The 14868-nt window shown below is 71.9% G+C and carries 14 protein-coding genes and 1 riboswitch; of the genes, 3 read left to right on the top strand and 11 right to left on the bottom strand.

The window, feature by feature from the left end:
* Positions 1-162: 162 nt before the first annotated feature.
* From MET9862_RS25225 to MET9862_RS25215, 3 genes are read right to left on the bottom strand one after another with little or no spacing between them, the layout of a single operon-like run.
* Positions 163-1401, bottom strand: coding sequence for an MFS transporter (locus MET9862_RS25225; protein ID WP_185157002.1), 1239 nt, complete (start codon positions 1399-1401; stop codon positions 163-165).
* Positions 1398-1760: a hypothetical protein gene (locus tag MET9862_RS25220; protein ID WP_142585713.1), complete on the bottom strand. Its 363-nt coding sequence runs from the start codon at positions 1758-1760 to the stop codon at positions 1398-1400. Before MET9862_RS25220 ends, MET9862_RS25225 begins: the two co-directional genes overlap by 4 nt.
* A 4-nt stretch (positions 1761-1764) precedes the next feature.
* The gene (locus tag MET9862_RS25215) at positions 1765-3984 is read right to left on the bottom strand and encodes a TonB-dependent receptor (protein ID WP_142585712.1); all 2220 of its coding nucleotides are present in this window, start codon (positions 3982-3984) and stop codon (positions 1765-1767) included.
* 347 nt (positions 3985-4331) lie between these two features.
* On the opposite strand from MET9862_RS25215, the gene MET9862_RS25210 reads away from it, so the two are divergent.
* Positions 4332-5237, top strand: a complete 906-nt coding sequence (locus MET9862_RS25210) for an AraC family transcriptional regulator (protein ID WP_142585711.1) — start codon at positions 4332-4334, stop codon at positions 5235-5237.
* Between the two features lie 38 nt (positions 5238-5275).
* A riboswitch (cobalamin riboswitch) is annotated at positions 5276-5486 on the top strand.
* 256 nt (positions 5487-5742) lie between these two features.
* On the top strand, positions 5743-7995 hold the full coding sequence (locus tag MET9862_RS25205) for a TonB-dependent receptor (protein WP_142585710.1): 2253 nt from the start codon (positions 5743-5745) through the stop codon (positions 7993-7995).
* A gap of 4 nt (positions 7996-7999) precedes the next feature.
* Here MET9862_RS25205 and MET9862_RS29645 read toward each other — a convergent pair whose 3' ends face one another.
* Together MET9862_RS29645 and MET9862_RS25200 are read right to left on the bottom strand one after the other, a co-directional pair.
* Positions 8000-8149: a hypothetical protein gene (locus MET9862_RS29645; RefSeq protein WP_185157001.1), complete on the bottom strand. Its 150-nt coding sequence runs from the start codon at positions 8147-8149 to the stop codon at positions 8000-8002.
* 282 nt (positions 8150-8431) lie between these two features.
* Positions 8432-8893, bottom strand: a complete 462-nt coding sequence (locus MET9862_RS25200) for a Ros/MucR family transcriptional regulator (RefSeq protein WP_142585709.1) — start codon at positions 8891-8893, stop codon at positions 8432-8434.
* A gap of 371 nt (positions 8894-9264) precedes the next feature.
* Between MET9862_RS25200 and MET9862_RS25195 the strand changes: the two genes are divergently transcribed.
* The gene (locus MET9862_RS25195; RefSeq protein WP_142585708.1) at positions 9265-9519 is read left to right on the top strand and encodes a hypothetical protein; all 255 of its coding nucleotides are present in this window, start codon (positions 9265-9267) and stop codon (positions 9517-9519) included.
* Positions 9520-10013: 494 nt separating this feature from the next.
* Here the strand turns inward: MET9862_RS25195 and MET9862_RS25190 are convergent, their stop codons facing one another.
* The 6 genes from MET9862_RS25190 to MET9862_RS25165 all read right to left on the bottom strand — a co-directional run.
* Positions 10014-10967 (bottom strand): beta-propeller fold lactonase family protein, encoded by a 954-nt coding sequence (locus tag MET9862_RS25190; protein WP_142585714.1) that lies wholly within the window; start codon positions 10965-10967, stop codon positions 10014-10016.
* A 92-nt stretch (positions 10968-11059) separates the two neighbouring features.
* Positions 11060-11593, bottom strand: coding sequence for an SRPBCC family protein (locus MET9862_RS25185; protein ID WP_142585707.1), 534 nt, complete (start codon positions 11591-11593; stop codon positions 11060-11062).
* Positions 11594-11615: 22 nt separating this feature from the next.
* On the bottom strand, positions 11616-12212 hold the full coding sequence (locus tag MET9862_RS25180) for a DUF447 domain-containing protein (RefSeq protein WP_142585706.1): 597 nt from the start codon (positions 12210-12212) through the stop codon (positions 11616-11618).
* Positions 12213-12217: 5 nt separating this feature from the next.
* Entirely contained in the window at positions 12218-13792 is a 1575-nt protein-coding gene (locus MET9862_RS25175; protein ID WP_142585705.1) for a DUF6513 domain-containing protein, read from the bottom strand.
* Entirely contained in the window at positions 13789-14544 is a 756-nt protein-coding gene (locus tag MET9862_RS30290) for an amino acid kinase family protein (protein WP_244612900.1), read from the bottom strand. Before MET9862_RS30290 ends, MET9862_RS25175 begins: the two co-directional genes overlap by 4 nt.
* Positions 14541-14868, bottom strand: a 328-nt coding sequence (locus MET9862_RS25165; RefSeq protein WP_280178995.1) for a (5-formylfuran-3-yl)methyl phosphate synthase, incomplete at its 5' end; no start/stop codon positions are given. The genes MET9862_RS30290 and MET9862_RS25165, both read right to left, overlap by 4 nt.

Raw genomic sequence — 14868 nt, 5'->3', positions numbered from 1 at the left:
GGGCTGGCTCGCCAGCCTGCACGTGCTGGGGCAGGGGATCGGCGCCCTGTGCGGCGGCGCGGTGTTCCGGCTCGCGCCCGCGCTGCCGTTCTGGACCTGCGCGGCCCTCGGCTGCGCGCTGCTGGTCGCCGCCGCGCGGCTCCGGCCCGGGGCGCCCGGCCATCAGGCCGAATGACCGGCGCGGCCGGCCCCGAGCATCCGCACGGTCGCCAGGGTGGCGAGGCCGGAGAGCAGCGTGGCGAGGCCGAACAGGGCGCCGTAGCCGAGGAGGTCGGCGAGCTTGCCCGAGACGAGCGAGCCGACGAGGTAGACCACGAGCTGGGCGCAGGCGAGGATCGTGAAGTCGGTGCCGGGCTGGTCGGTCGAGGAGACCGCCATGAACAGGCTGTAGAGCGCCACGATCTCCATGTAGCGGATCAGGGTCTGGAAGCCGGCGGCGCCGAAGAGCGGCCACAGGCCGAGCACCATCCCCAGCGCGTGGGCGGTGAACAGCGCGAAGCAGAGGGTGCGCAGCGCCCCGAGCAGGCCGAGCGTCGCCGCCGTGCCGTAGCGGCGCACGAGCAGCGCCGCGATGCCGGAGCCGGCGAGCCCCGCCGTCATGGCCGAGACGCCGGAGAGGTAGCCGATCCGGTCGAGGGGCACGCCGGCATCGACGAGGTAGGGGCCCTCCATCGCCTTCACGAGCCCCTCGCTCACCCGGTAGGTCAGCGCCACCCAGAGGATGGTGCGCACCTCCGGCCGCCGCAGGAAGGCGCGGATCGAGGGGCGCGGCGCGGCGGCGGGGGCCGGCTCGCCCTCGCGCATGAAGAAGGCGGCGGCGAGCGGGGCCAGCGAGAAGGCGGCGGCGGTCAGCAGCATGCCCGCCCAGCCGACATGATGGTAGAGGACGAGGCTCAGCGTGCCGCCCACCACCACGCCGAGGGCGACCGCGCCGCCCTGGATGGCGTTGCCGACCGCCCGGTCCTCGGGCCGCAGCCGTTTCACGGCGTAGCCGTCGGTGGCGATGTCCTGGGTCGAGATCAGCAGCGAGGCGAGGAAGCCGATGCCGATGATGCCGGGCACATGGGTCGGCCCGAGCGGCAGCAGGGCGAGGATGCAGCCGATCACGCCGACCTGCGTGACGATGACCCAGCCCGCCCGGTGCGCCCGCGCGAAGGGCCGCACGCGGTCGATCAGCGGCGCCCACAGGAACTTCAGGACGAGGGGCAGGAACAGCAGGCTGAGATAGCCGATCGCCGCGCGGGAGATCCCGGCCTCCCGCATGATCGGCGGCAGGGCCGCGGCGATCAGATAGGAGGGGATCGCCTGCGCCATGTAGAGGGCGGCGAGCACCCCGAAGAGCGCGAGGCGCTCGCGCCGGGCCGGCGGCAGGGTGGCCGGGAGGGCCTGGGCGGTGCTCATGCGAGAAGGCTCCGCGCGGTGGCCCGGGCCGTGGCCTCGTCCGGGGCGATCCGGATCGGGAAGGCCCAGAGCCGGCGGAACACGTCCGCCCCCGCCTCCCCGAAGCCCGGCCGCACGATGACGAGGCCGCGGCAGCGCCGGTCGAGATCGGCGCGGGTGCGCTTGAACCAGAGCGCCTGGGCCCGCTCGGAGGCCGCCGACATCTTGGCCGCGCCGCCGAGCACCATGACCAGGGCGAAGGGCGCGGGCCGCGCGCCGACCCGCTCCAGCGCGTCGAGATAGGCGGTCTCGTCGCCGGGCTCGGGCGGGGCGACGTAGCGCAGGACGACGAGGTCGTCCGTCTCCTCGAAGGCGACCATCGGCTCAGAACGTCTTGCGGTAGCCGACCGTGACGGTGCGCCCGAGCCCGTAGACGGTCAGGTTGCGCACCGAGGTCGCGGTGGGGTTCCAGTAGGCGACGTCGAACAGGTTATCGACGGAGGCGTAGAGCTCGCCGCCCGCCAGCGGCGCGCCGACGGCCGCGTTCACCGTGAAGGCGTCCTTGAGGCGGTAGCGGGTGCCGGCGAGGTCGATGCGGGCGTCGCGGCCGCTGAAGCCCTCGCCTTCGAGGCGGACCGACACGCCGTTCTCGAACAGGTAGGTGCCCGAGACGGTGGCGCGGAAGGGCGCGCCGATGCGGTTGTTCGGCAGATAGCTGTCCAGGCGCCCGTCCCGGTTGGTGTCGTAGCGGCCCTCGCGATAGCCGAGCACGGTGCCGAGGCTGAGCTGCTCCGTGACCTGGGCGCTGCCCACGAACTCGACGCCGTAGATCATCTCCTTCTGCTGGCTCAGCCGGTTGGTGAGCGGATCGAAGGTCGTGCCCTCGTCCGAGGTCGAGACGAAGCCGCCGAGGCTGCCGGAGAAGATCCCGCTCCGGCCGCGGACGCCGAAATCGTAGGAGTTCACGATCTGCGCCTGCGGCGCGATGCTGGAATAGGCGATGGTGGTGCCGGCCGGCAGGCAGAAGGGCCGCGCCACCGGGCAGGCATAGGCCAGCGACAGGCCGGCCCGCCGCGTGAAGGCGCCGATATCGGCGAGCGCGTAGCCCTGGCTGAAGCCGCCGTAGAGGTCGATGCCGGGCAGGAGGTTGAAGGTCGCGCCCGCGTTGAAGGTCGGAGCCGCGTAGGAGAACCTGCCGCCCGTGACGTTGATCGCCGGCAGCACGAAGGTCGAGTAGCCGAGCGCGTTGCGCGCCGCCGTCGCGGCGAAGGTGGTCGGCCGCGAGAAGCCCGTCACGTCGAGGTCGAAATGCTCGTAGCGCATGCCGCCGCGCAGCGTCAGGCGCTCGCCGACGGGGATCTGGAGGAGGGCGAAGCCGGCATAGCTGTTCTGCTGCAGGGGCGTGAACACGTCCGCGCCGTCCCGCGCCCGCTGCCGCGTGGATTCGGAGATCACGTCGGAGCCCCAGGTCAACCTCATCCCGGGCAGGAGGACGCCGAGATCGGTGTCGAAGGTGAGGTTGATGCCGCCGCGCTCGGTGGCGAGCGCCGTCTGGTTGGCGAGGCTCGTCGGCGAGGCCGGGTTGAGCGAGTAGGTGACGAACGGGTTCGCCGGGTAGGAGAACTCCGAGTAATTGAAGCGCTTGTTGATGTCGTTGTAGAATCCGAGCAGCGACAGGCTGCCGAGCGGCGTGTCGCGGTCGGTGTAGCGCAGGTAGAGCGAGCGCGTGTCCTCGGCCACCGGCAGGCCCGGATAGAGCCGGGCGTAGTTCGGCCGCGCGAAGGGCGCGCTGTAATCGGTCAGGTAGCGCGGATCCTGGTTGAGCAGGATCTGGGTGAGGCCGAACTCGATCCGCTTGGCGAGGTCGAGGTCGTAGCCGAGCCGCAGGTTGATGTTGCCGAGCTGGAAACGGTCGCCGCCGCCCTGGCCGAGCTGGCCGTCGGAGGCCATCTCCCGGCCCTTGCCGTCATAGGTGCGCGCCGCGAAGCGCCCGGAGCCGGTGAAGGCGTAGTCGACCCCGTCCGGCACCTTGCCGGTCACGCTGATCGAGGTCTCGGGCGCGAGCCCGTGCACCGGATCGGCGGTGAAGGTCCGCAGCGCCGTGTTGACGGTGACGATCGGCGTTCCGTCGGTCGGGCGGCGGGTGATGAAGTTGACCGTGCCGCCGGTGGCGCCCGCGCTGTAGAGGCTGGAGGCGCCGGCCACCACCTCGATCCGCTCGACGGAATTCAGGTCGATCAGGTTGAGGATGCGCGAGACGTCGCGCAGGGGCGTGTTCACCGGCACGCCGTCGATCAGGACCAGCAGGTTGCGGCCCCGGAAGCTCTCGGAGGCGCTGGAGATGGTGCCGTTGGGCGCGGAGAAGCCCGGCACCAGCTTCGACAGCACGGCGGACGGGCTCGATGTCAGGGCGAGCTGCTGGCGGATCTGGTCGCGATCGACGATCTGGACGCTCTGCGGGATCTGCTCCACCGGCCGCGGCGCGCGGGCGGCGGTGACCGAGAGCTCGTCCAAGGCGACGGTGGGCGCGGCCGTCTGCGCCAGGACCGGGCCGGCGAGCGCCGTCCCCGCACCGAGGGCCGCGACGAGACGGACGTATCGCATGACGTTCGAACCCACCTTGTCCGCCCGCGCGGGGCGCCACGTTCCGGATCGTCCGGACGGCGCTCCCGTGTAGAACACGCAAGAGAACCGCCCGGCATTCAGTTTGAAACTCGTCTAATGTAAGATGTCCGCCCCTCATCCCGCTCGACATCCGGGACGAAGACGCACGAACTCTCGACATCTCTGCGCGGCTCTAGCATGGTCATTGCAGGCTCGCTTGGACTCGGGCGAGCAAGAGTGCGGACTGCTGCGCAGCGATTCCGGCGGATCGGGAGGGCCATGACGAACCAGCGATCTCCCGCCGAGACCGCGCGGCCCCGCTCGGGCGGGCGGCGTCGGGGGCTGCGGTGAGCGCCGCGACGGCCCTCGCGGCGAGCCTGGCCGACGGCGTGGTCCCGCAGGCGGTGGAGGATCCCGAGGCCGTGCCCTTCCGCGGCCGCACGGCGATCCGCCTCGTGCCCGATCTCGGCATCGCCTCGGTGTTCGGCCCCTCCCAGCGCTGGTGCGACGAGGGGCCGGGCGAGCGCCTGCTGCTGGTGCGGCCGGCGGTGGGACGCCTCCAGGTGACGCTCGGCGGGCAGAGCCTCGCCTGCTGCTCGCGGGACGCGCTGCTCGTCCCGGCGAGCCGCGGCGCGGTCTTCGAGGCGATGGGCGTCGACCGGATCGACCTCCTGGCGATCGAGCGGGAGCGGCTGGCGGGCCCGCTCGCCGCGCTGGAGCCCGGCTCCCTCCGGCGGATCGACCGGGACCATCCCGGCCTGCAGACCCTGACCGTCTACGCGGCGAGCCTGCTGCGGGGGCTGATCCCGGTCGCCTGCGCCGAACTCGCCGAGCTGGTGCGCGGCCATCTGGCCGAGCTCCTCACCTTCATCGTGCTGGAGCCCGGGCGCCAGGCGGAGATGCGGGCGCCGAGCCGGCGCGACCAGCGGATCCAGGCGCTCAAGATCGAGGTCGAGCAGCGGATCGGCCAGCCGGACCTCAGCCTGGAGGCCGTCGCGCAGGCTCAGCGCATCTCCAGCCGGCAGGTCCAGGCGATGTTCCAGGCGGAGGGCGAGACCTTCTCCGGCTTCGTGCTCGGCCGCCGCCTCGACCGCGCCATGCAGCGCCTGACCGATCCGGCCGACACGCGGCCGGTCGGCGCCATCGCCTTCGACGTCGGGTTCGGCGATCTCTCCTACTTCAACCGCACCTTCCGCAAGCGCTTCGGCCTCACCCCCTCGCAGGTCCGCCGCATCCACAGCGTCCCCGCCTGATCCCTCCGCCGGCGCCGTTGACGCGGCCCCGCGCAACGGTCAAGCTCGCGCCCGACGGTTCCCTTCGGGGATCAAAAGGGAACGCGGTGAGGGCCAGACCCGTGAGGGATCGGCTCGATGCCGCGGCTGCCCCCGCAACTGTGAGCGGCGAGCCCTTCACCACCATGTCACTGGGTGCCACCACCCGGGAAGACGGTGAGAGGGCGGCGACCCGCGAGCCAGGAGACCTGCCGTCAGCCGTGGTCACACGCGAAGCGCGCCGGGCGGGGTGTCCTGGCGGGTGCCGATGCGCTGCCGATCCTACGAGGCGGCGGCGCGCCGGCCTCGTTCGCGGTGACGTGCCACAGAGCCCGCCGCACCGATGCTCGCCCCGATGCCGCCCTCAGGCCCGCGACGGCCGCGCCTTGCCCGCGCACGCTCGCACGCGGCCAGGGATTGTAACATTGTTACATTCAGGCTAGGACGACCCGGCCGGGCGTGCCGCCCGCTTCGTGATCCTTCCCCCATGCCGAACCTGTCCCGCTCCGCCCGGTCCCGCGGCCGGCGCGCATCCGCGCGCGCCTGTCCCGTCGCTGCCGTCTCTCTCCGCACCCTGTCCGCGCGCTCCCTGTCCGCGCTCCTCCTCCCCTGCGGCCTTCTCTGCGGGGAGGCTCGGGCTCAGGACGCTCGGGCAGACGCGGTCGCCCTCGACGAGCTCTCCGTCGAGGGCTCCGGCCCCGGGCGCACGAGCCCCGTGGGCCTCAACCTGCGGACGCCGGGCCGCAGCGCCAGCCGCCTCGGCCTGACGCCGCTGGAGACCCCGGCCAGCCTCGATATCGTCTCCGGCGAGACCGCGCGCCTGCGCGGGCAGGACACGGTCGCCGATGCCGTGACCCAGGATGCCACCGGCATCACCTCCATCGCCGCGCCCGGCAACGGCAACGGCGCCTTCACGGCCCGCGGCTTCTCGGGACCGAACTCGATTCAGCAGCTCTACGACGGCACCCGCTTCTACGTGGGCGCCAACACGGTGACCTTCCCGTTCGACACCTGGAACGTCGAGCGCATCGAAGTGCTGCGCGGGCCGTCCTCGGTGCTCTACGGCGACGGCGCCATTGGCGGCGTGATCAACGTGGTGCCCAAGAAGCCGGTCTTCGTGCCCGTGAACGCGGCCCGTGCGGTGATCGGCAGCGACGGCGTCGCCCGGCTCGCCCTCGATTCCGGCGGCGCGATCGGCCAGGCGGAGTTCGGCAACACCTTCGCCTACCGGCTGAACGTCAGCGGCAACCGGGCCGACGGCTGGGTCCATCCGGTCGGCGACTTCCGCAACCTCGCGGTCTCGGCCGCGCTCCTGGTCCAGCCGAGCCCCGACCTCGCCTTCACCCTGAGCCACGATCTCGGCTATCAGGAGCCCGCCCGCTACTGGGGCACGCCGCTGGTCGAGGGCCGCATCCCCGATCCGGTGCGGTTCCGGAACTACAACATCCTCGATCCGAAGATCACCTGGGCCGACAACTGGACCCAGCTGAAGACGGAATGGACGCCGTCCGCCGACGTGACCATCCGCAACACCGCCTACCGGCTCACCAGCAGCCGGCACTGGCTCGACGTGGAGCAGTACGCCTTCAACCGCGGCACGGGTCTCGTCGACCGCTCGGCCTTCACCGAGATCTACCACAGCCAGGAACAGGTCGGGAACCGCTTCGACGCCGCCTTCACGGGCAGCCTGTTCGGGTTCCGCAACGCGTTCCTGGCCGGATTCGACGTGAACCACATCGACTTCCGGCACACCAACAACTTCTTCTTCGACAAGTCCGACAGCGTGCCCCTCGTCGGCGGCTTCCTCGGGACCTTCCCACCGGAAGGCCGCGCCACCCCGGCCTACCGGACGCGCACGAGCCAGGCCTCGGTCTTCGCCGAGGACCGGGTGATCCTCAGCGACCGGCTGTCGTTCCTCACCGGGGTCCGCTTCGACGCGCCCACGCTCCGGCGCGAGGACCTGCGCACGGGAGCGCAGTTCGAGCGCACCTATGCGTCGCTCGGCTACCGCTTCGGCCTCGTCTACAACCCGACGCCCGACAGCGCGCTCTACGCCCAGTACAGCTTCGCCACCGACCCGGTGAACAGCCTGATCACGCTGTCCCAGTCGCTGGCCGGCTTCAAGCTCGCCACCGGCGATCAGATCGAGGTCGGTGCCAAGGGGCTGGCCTTCGACGGGGCGCTCGAATGGACGCTCGCGGGCTACCGCATCGTGAAGGACAACCTGATCTCCCGCCTGCCGGGCAGCGCCGCCATCGGGGTCCAGGTCGGAAGCCAGTCCTCGCAAGGGGTCGAGCTGGCGCTGGGCTGGCGCGTCGCGCCGGGCTGGCGCCTCGACGGCAACCTCGCCCTGCTGCACGCCCAGTACGACAGCTTCAGCCAGGTCGTGAACGGGACGGCGGTGTCCTATGCCGGCCGGCAGCCGATCGACGTGCCCGAGCGCGTGGCCAATCTCTGGCTGACCTGGGACGGCCTGCGGGACTGGACCGCGCGGATCGGCCTGCAGAATGTCGGGCCGGTCTATAGCGATTTCGGCAACACCGCCCGCCGCCCGGCCTACAACCTCGTCAACGCGGTGCTCGACCATCAGGTCACGCCGGATTCGCGCCTGAGCCTGCGCGTCTACAACCTGTTCGACAAGGTCTACGCGATCAGCGGCAACGCGGTGGACGGGGTCGGCACCAACTGGCTGCTCGGGCGCCCGCGCTCGGTCGAGCTCGCCTACACGGTGACGTGGTGACGCGTCAGGGGTTGCGCGGAGCCGTCGCCGCGGGCTGCTCGGGCGGGCGGCTGGGCTGGTTCTGCGTCGGCCCGGTCTTGATGAAGGTCAGGACGATGCCGAACACGCTGAGGAACAGGGCGGCGGCGAAGAGGACGAAGATCCAGCGGGGCATGCCACAAGGATAGGGCGTGCCCCGCCCCCGGGAAGGCTGCCCGCCCCGGCGGGAAAGCGGTCCGCCAGCCTCCGGCGCGCCCGACGGGACGCGTGGGCGAAGCCGGAGGGGCGGGTGGGGGGATCTCCGGCCGGACACGGCCTCACGGGCCAGTCCGGATGCGCCCGGGCCCCCTGCCGGTTCGGGAGTGGGGTCGCCACCGCGCCTTGTATCGAGCCGTCGGCGAGGCCTGAAGATCGGCCGGCCCCGCGGAGAGGGGGTTCAGGCCCGCGGGGCTCGGTCTCAGGCCGCCTGCCGGCGGCCGGTCTGGCGCTCGGCCAGGGCGCCCGGGCGGCCGAGGCCGATCTGCTTGGCGAGCGCCGAACGCTGGGCGGCGTAGGCGGGCGCGACCATCGGATAATCGGCCGGCAGGCCGAAGCGCTCGCGGTAGGAGCGGGGCTCCAGCCCGTAGGCGGTGAGATGCCGCTTCAGGGTCTTGTAGGTCTTGCCGTCGAGGAAGCTCACGATGCCCTCGTCGGTGATCGACCGGCGGATCTGGGCGGGGGTCGGCTTCTCCACCTCGGCGACCGGCTCGGCCGCGGCGACCTGGGTGCCCGAGGCGAGACCGAGGAGCGCCGCGTGGATGCTGGCGATGAGGGCCGGAAGCTCGGAGGCAGGAACGGAGTTGTTGGATACGTAGGCCGAAACGATGTCGCCCGCGAGTTCGACGACGTCGAGGGCGGGGCCCTGGATTTCTTCTGTCATTACACCTGTCCGCTGAAATGCCCCTCGCGGCCTAAAATCACCATTCATATGGCGAAATCAAGGGAAGTCGGGGGATTACACAGAAACACCCCGGCCTGGCCAGCCCCTCTTGGTAACGAGGCGGAAACTATGCTCGGCTGATGCATCTTTTACCAAGCCGCCCCGGCCGCCGCCCGCGCGGCGAGCCCGACGGAAGCGGCGCCGGCGCGCGCGGGGCCGGGGCGACGCCTATACAGTCGATCCCCGTTTTAATCCCGCTTCCATCGTGCGGCTCGACACGGATGGAGCGGACAAATCTCCCTATCTTGCGGTCATCAGCGCTCAAGACCCGGCGCGAATCCCGCGACCGCGTCGCATAGGAGATCGCCCCCATGACCCGAACCCGCCTCGCCCTCGCCGCCCTGCTTCTGGCTGCCGCGCCCCTCTCCACGGCGTCCGCCTTCGACGGGTACGGCCGCTCGCCGTTCTTCGCGCCCTACGACCCGGCCGTGACCGGCGCGATCGGCGTCCACGACAGTCCGTATTACGAGGCCTGCCCGATGAGCTCGGCCTCGGAGGGCAACGCCAACCAGCAGACCCGGCCGGTCAAGCAGTACGGCCAGACCTCGGGCGGCTATTCCTGCTGACGCCCCGCGCGCCGCGATCGCCGGAGCCCGCATCCCCGGATGCGGGCTTCCACGCATCTGGAGCGCTCTGTTTCGCCGACATGGATGACGGTTCGGCGAAACAGAGCGCGTCCCCACACTGAGCGAGAGGCGATCTCGATTGCAACGCGATCGGGGACGGCTCTCGCGGGACCCGCCCGCGCCGCGATGCAGCAACCCCTCGCCGCATCGCACGTTGGGTCGGCGCGTCCGCAGGGACGCCACCACAACGACGAAGCCAAAGGGGGCAGACATGTTCGCGAAGATCGTGACCTACGCGATGATCGGCGCCTTCACCTGCGGCCTGATCGCCACGGTGATCGGCACGGCGGGCGTCGCGCTCGGCGAGTGAGCCTTCCGATCGTTCGGAGCGGATCCCCTTGCCCCGCGTGCGGGGAGAGGGGGATCCGCGGCCACCCGCAGTGATCCACCGGTTTGCGGGATGAGGGACGCGGGCAGCGTCCCCCCGCAAGGACCTACCGCAGGAAGTCGCCGAAGGCGCGGGGGCTCTCCCCGGTCGGGATCTCGCGGACCACCGCCATCGTCTCCGCATCGATGACGCTCAGCGTGTCCGAGCCCCAGTTGGCGACATAGAGGAAGCGGCCCTCCGCGTCGGCGCCGATCCCCTCGGGATGGTCGCCGACATCGATCGTGCGCAGGACCTTGAGGCTGTCGAGGTCGAAGGCGGTGACGCTGTTGCCGTACTGGTCGGTGACGAAGCCGCGGCCCCGCGCCAGCGCCACCACATAGGGCCGCTCGCCGGTCTTCACGCGGGCGACCTCGCGCCGCGCCGCGACGTCGATCACCGAGACGTCGTCGCCCGTCACGTTGGCGGTGTAGGCGCGCCGGCCCTGGGCATCGAGCACGAGGCCGAACGGGTGGCGCCCGACCGGAATCGTCGCGACCTCGCGGCGGCGCGCGACATCGACCACCGAGACGCTGTCGGCCTCGCGGTTGGCCACCAGCAGCGTCGCGCCGTCCGGCGTCACCGCGATCCCGGAGGGGGAGGCGCCGACCGCGATCTCGCCGTCCGGCACCAGGGTGGCATCCGCGCCCGCGCCCGTGGGGCGCAGGACGAACAGCCGCCTGCCGTACCAGTCGGCCACGTAGACGGTGCCGGCCTTCGGATCGACGCCGATGCCGAGCGGGCCGCCGGGCAGCGTGACCGTAGCCGTGAGCGCACGGGCCTTCGCGTCGATCACCGCGAGCCCCGGCAGGTCGGGCCGGGTGACATAGGCGGTGGCGCGGTCGGGCGAGAGCGCGATACCCGCGGGCGAGCCCGAGACGGGGATCGACCGCACCACCTTGCCGGCCGCGAGATCGACCACCTCGACGGCGTTGCCGCCCTGCACGGTGACGAGAGCCTCGCCCGCCGCGGCGGGGCGGGGCGGGGCCAAGCTCGGGTCGGCCACGCTCGGCTCGGCCCAGATCGGGCGGGAGAGAAGCGGGCCGGCGAGGATCAGGAGCGCGAGGAGGCCGGCGCGGCGCCGGCCTCCCGCGGGACGCGTGCGTCCAACCGGGCTCACGAGCCCTTCTCGACCTTGGACTTCAGGTTGTCGAGGCCGGCGCGGTAGAGGCCCTGGACGGCCTTCTTGGAGGCCTCGTCGTTCAGATCGGGCGGCGGATCGTTGTTCATGTAGCCGCGGTAGAAGGCGCCGCGCCAGGTGACCTTGGTCTTGTCCGCGCCGTCCGACTCGACTTCGATCCAGGACGAGTAGTCGTTGACCGGCAGGGTCTTCACGTCGACCTTGTCGATCCGGTACATCAGGCTCTTCTTGGAGGCGTCGTACTTGGCGAGCTCCTCCTCGACCGTGGCGCCGCCCTTCAGCGTCAGGGTGCGGGTGGCCTTGGGCTCGTTGCCGCCCTTGCCCTCGGTCTTCTCGACCACCGGGATCCAGCTCCCGTCCTGGAAATTGCCGACCACGGCCCAGACCTTGTCGGCGGGCGCGTTGATCTCGACGGTCTCGGACACCTTCTGGCGGGTCGGCCCGTGGGCCTGGGCCGCGAACGACACCGTGGCGAGCGCCGCCACGGCCGCAAGTCTCATGAACGTCATGGACGCTTCTCCTTTGCGCCGTCTAGGGTGCGGCGCCGGGGTTTGCGAGGATCCGCTCGCTGCGCCCGAGGGCGCTCGCGATCTTGTCCTCGATCCAGTCCCAGGCCTCGCGCTCGCGCGGCCCGGCCGTCTTGGATATCGCGATGGCGAGGTAGGCCATCTCCGTCAGGATCTTGTCCGGGGTCAGCATGTGCAGCCGCGTCGACAGGATCGCGGCCTCGAGCACGGCTGCTTGCGCCCGGTTGTAGCCGATGAAGGGCTCGTGCGCGGTGGCCTTCACCAGCCGCCCGCGGAAGCGGGGACGGGTGGCGTCCTCCTCCACCGCCTCCACCGCGAACTCGGCATGGCCGAAGCTGTCGGCGAGGCGCTTGGCGGGAATCGCCTCGCACTCGACCACCGGCCAGTCGCGCCGGCCGGTGACGGCGCCGGCGATCACCCGGATGTCGCGCGGGCTGGAGGCCGCGAAATACGGGTTCGCCTCCAGGTTCACGATGGTCGGCGAGGGCCGGAACGGCGCCAGGATGTAGGCGTCCCCCTCGCGGATCAGCCCGAAGGGCACGAGGTGCAGATCGCCCGCCGGCGACAGGGTGGTGACGACGGTCTCGAGGATCAGCGGCACGGCTCTCAGTCCTCGGCGACCAGCTTGCCGCAGACGAGCCGGGTCTTTCTGGGATCGGGCGTCGCGGCGAGATCCGTCCCGGCGCGGGCGTCCGCTGCGCCGATCGTCTCCGGCGGCGCCGCGTCGGCCTCGGCGGCCTTGCGCAGGTCGCGGGTACCGGGCGGGGGCGCGTCGGGCCCCGAATGCTTGGTGTGTCCGGCCTTCTTGAAGGCGGTGGCGTCCTCGGCCTCGGCCTCGGCGGCGGCGCCCCAGTCGAGGGGCTCGTCCTGCACGTAGCGCTTGCCGAGCCGCCACGCGGTCTCGGCCTTGGCGAGCTCGGCCCCGAGATAGAAGGCGTGGGCCCCGTCGCTCGCCACGTTGAGTTCGGGGAAGAAGGCCATCGCGTCGGTGCCGACCCTGTGGATGTCGCGGTTGTAGACGTGGATGCCGTCCTCGGCGACGGCGATGCGATAGTTCGGGTCGCGCACCTCGGCGGCAAGGCCCGCGATCTCATCGGCGGTCTGCACGAAGGGGCGCTTGTCGTGAAGTGCCAGTAGTGCCCGGCCGTAGCCCTTGGGCAGGGCCGCGTCGGCCTTGGCGGCGTACATCACGCGGCGGGCCGCATCGTGCTCCTCGACCGTGCGGCGGGTGTGGTTGGAGACCTGCACGATCAGTACGTTGCGGATGCTGAGCTCCGAGCACATTCCCGCGAGGAGCGCGGTGACGCCGAGGCTGTCGGCCTCGGTCAACTCGGTCAGGTTGCCGGTGCCCATCATCATCTCGGCCTGCGGCCAGCGCGCGCGGACCTCGCGGTAGCGGGTGATCGAATCCACGAAGCCGAAATGGATCGGCTCGAGGATCGGGTCGGCGAGATAGGGCAGGCCCGCTGTCTCCATCCGCGCGATGGCGCGGTCGAGGGAGGGCAGGTCGTCCGGGCGCATCGGCACGAGGACGGGCACGGCCCCCGTCTCGAAGGCGAGGCCCAGCGTCTCCTCGTTGAGGCTGAGGAGATAATCGGCCCCCGCCTTGGCCCCGCGGGTCAGCTCGTCGAGGGAGAAGGAATCGACGCTGACTGTGAGCCCCGCCGCCTTCATCAGCCGCACGCTGTCCTCGAGATGCGGGAAGGCGGTGTCGGGCAGGCCGCCGAGGTCGATCACGTCGGCCCCGCGCCGGGCGAGGTCGAGGCCCTTCGCCAGGATCGCCTCCGGCGTCATCTTCGAGGCGTCCACGATCTCGGCGAAGATGCGCAGGTCGTGGCCCGACAGGTCGAGCTTGCGGCCGGCGAGGCCGAGCCAGGCCGGCAGGTCCACGATCTCGTCGGGGCCGCGCTCCACGGGCAGGCCGAAGTGACGGCTGAGCGCCTCCGTGCCGGCGCGGCAGCGGCCGGGCAGGATCACCCGCGTCGCGCCCTCCGGCAGGGTGACGCGGCGGCGGATGATCTCCTCCGTCATCAGCGCGGCGACCTTCACGCCGGCATCGGCGATGCTCCAGGCGAAGCGCTCCGGCGGCAGGGTGGACGCGACCTTCTCCAGCCGCGCGCGGGCGAGCTTGCCGGTGACGAAGACGAGGTGCTCGGGGCGCTTTTCGGGGTTCTCGCTCACGCGGCGACCCGGCCATCGGCCGGTCCCTCGATGCGGATCTCGCCGGGATAACGCGCGGCGAAGGCCGGAAAGGCCGCGTCCACGAGCCCCAGGCGCGCCCAGTCCTGCGGCCCGCTGCCGCGCGGGGCGGGGGCCGACTTCACGAGACGGCAGGCGGGGGCGCCGGTCTCCAGGGCCAGCCAGAGGGCGAGGCTGTCGGAGGTGACAGCCCAGGATTCGGGGATGTCGCGATGGCCGGAGCGCAAGGCGCAGGGGTCCCAGACATGCGCCCGTGGCACCTCTCCGGAACCGCGACGCGCCCCCTCTCCCGTTCGGGAGAGGGTTGGGGTGAGGGTTGAGAACGCGCCAGAGAGGTCGCGACGGTGAGGCGGCTCGTGCGGAGCCCGCTCCTGACACTTCTCGACCCTCACCCAGTCCCTCTCCCGAACGGGAGAGGGGACACGCGAATCCACCGGAAGCGGCGCGCTCGCAGGCACCGGCAGAGCGGAGACGATCCCCAGCTTCGGCTCCAGCGCGCAAAACACCTCCGCCATCCGTCCCATCGCGTCGAGGGCGAGGCGGTGGGCGAGGGCGTCGTCGAAGCCGAGCGCGGCTTGCGCGGTCCGCACGGCGTCGGCGAAGGGGCCGCCGCCGGGCACGATCAGGCAGGGGCCGAGCGCGCCGGCGGCCAGTTGGGCGAGCCAAGCGCGCAGGCGCGCGGGATCGGCGAGCAGGCTGCCGCCGAGCTTCACCACGATCGGGGCCGCGCTCACGCGGCCGCCCGGGCGGGGAGGGCGCGCAGGGTGCGCACGGCCTCGGCGAGCGCCTCCGGGTCGAGGCCGAGGCGGCGGTCGCGTGCCCGGCAGAGGCCGCCGCGGAAGCCGAGATAGCTCGGCCGGTGCGGCGCCAGGCTCGGGATGTCGGAGACCCGGAGCGAGCCGGCGAGGCCCGAGAGCAGGCCGTGCGCCCGGCAGGCCTCGGTGAAGGCCGTGAGGTCGGCGGGCCCGAGGCGATCGGTCAGGCGGCGCCCGTCCTTGGACGCGGTGTCGATCATCGCCCCGGCGAGGCCCGCGGCGGCGAGCGCCGGCACCGCCCCG

It is taken from the genome of Methylobacterium symbioticum (assembly GCF_902141845.1).
GTDB classification, from domain to species: Bacteria; Pseudomonadota; Alphaproteobacteria; order Rhizobiales; family Beijerinckiaceae; genus Methylobacterium; species Methylobacterium symbioticum.
This window is presented reverse-complemented; position numbering and strand designations above follow the sequence as displayed.

Coding starts and splice junctions, on each gene's coding strand:
- MET9862_RS25205 (WP_142585710.1), top strand. CDS start 5,743: ATGCCGAACCTGTCCCGCTCCGCCCGGTCCCGCGGCCGGCGCGCATCC.
- MET9862_RS25185 (WP_142585707.1), bottom strand. CDS start 11,593: ATGACGTTCATGAGACTTGCGGCCGTGGCGGCGCTCGCCACGGTGTCG.
- MET9862_RS25215 (WP_142585712.1), bottom strand. CDS start 3,984: ATGCGATACGTCCGTCTCGTCGCGGCCCTCGGTGCGGGGACGGCGCTC.
- MET9862_RS25220 (WP_142585713.1), bottom strand. CDS start 1,760: ATGGTCGCCTTCGAGGAGACGGACGACCTCGTCGTCCTGCGCTACGTC.
- MET9862_RS25195 (WP_142585708.1), top strand. CDS start 9,265: ATGACCCGAACCCGCCTCGCCCTCGCCGCCCTGCTTCTGGCTGCCGCG.
- MET9862_RS25225 (WP_185157002.1), bottom strand. CDS start 1,401: ATGAGCACCGCCCAGGCCCTCCCGGCCACCCTGCCGCCGGCCCGGCGC.
- MET9862_RS25200 (WP_142585709.1), bottom strand. CDS start 8,893: ATGACAGAAGAAATCCAGGGCCCCGCCCTCGACGTCGTCGAACTCGCG.
- MET9862_RS29645 (WP_185157001.1), bottom strand. CDS start 8,149: ATGCCCCGCTGGATCTTCGTCCTCTTCGCCGCCGCCCTGTTCCTCAGC.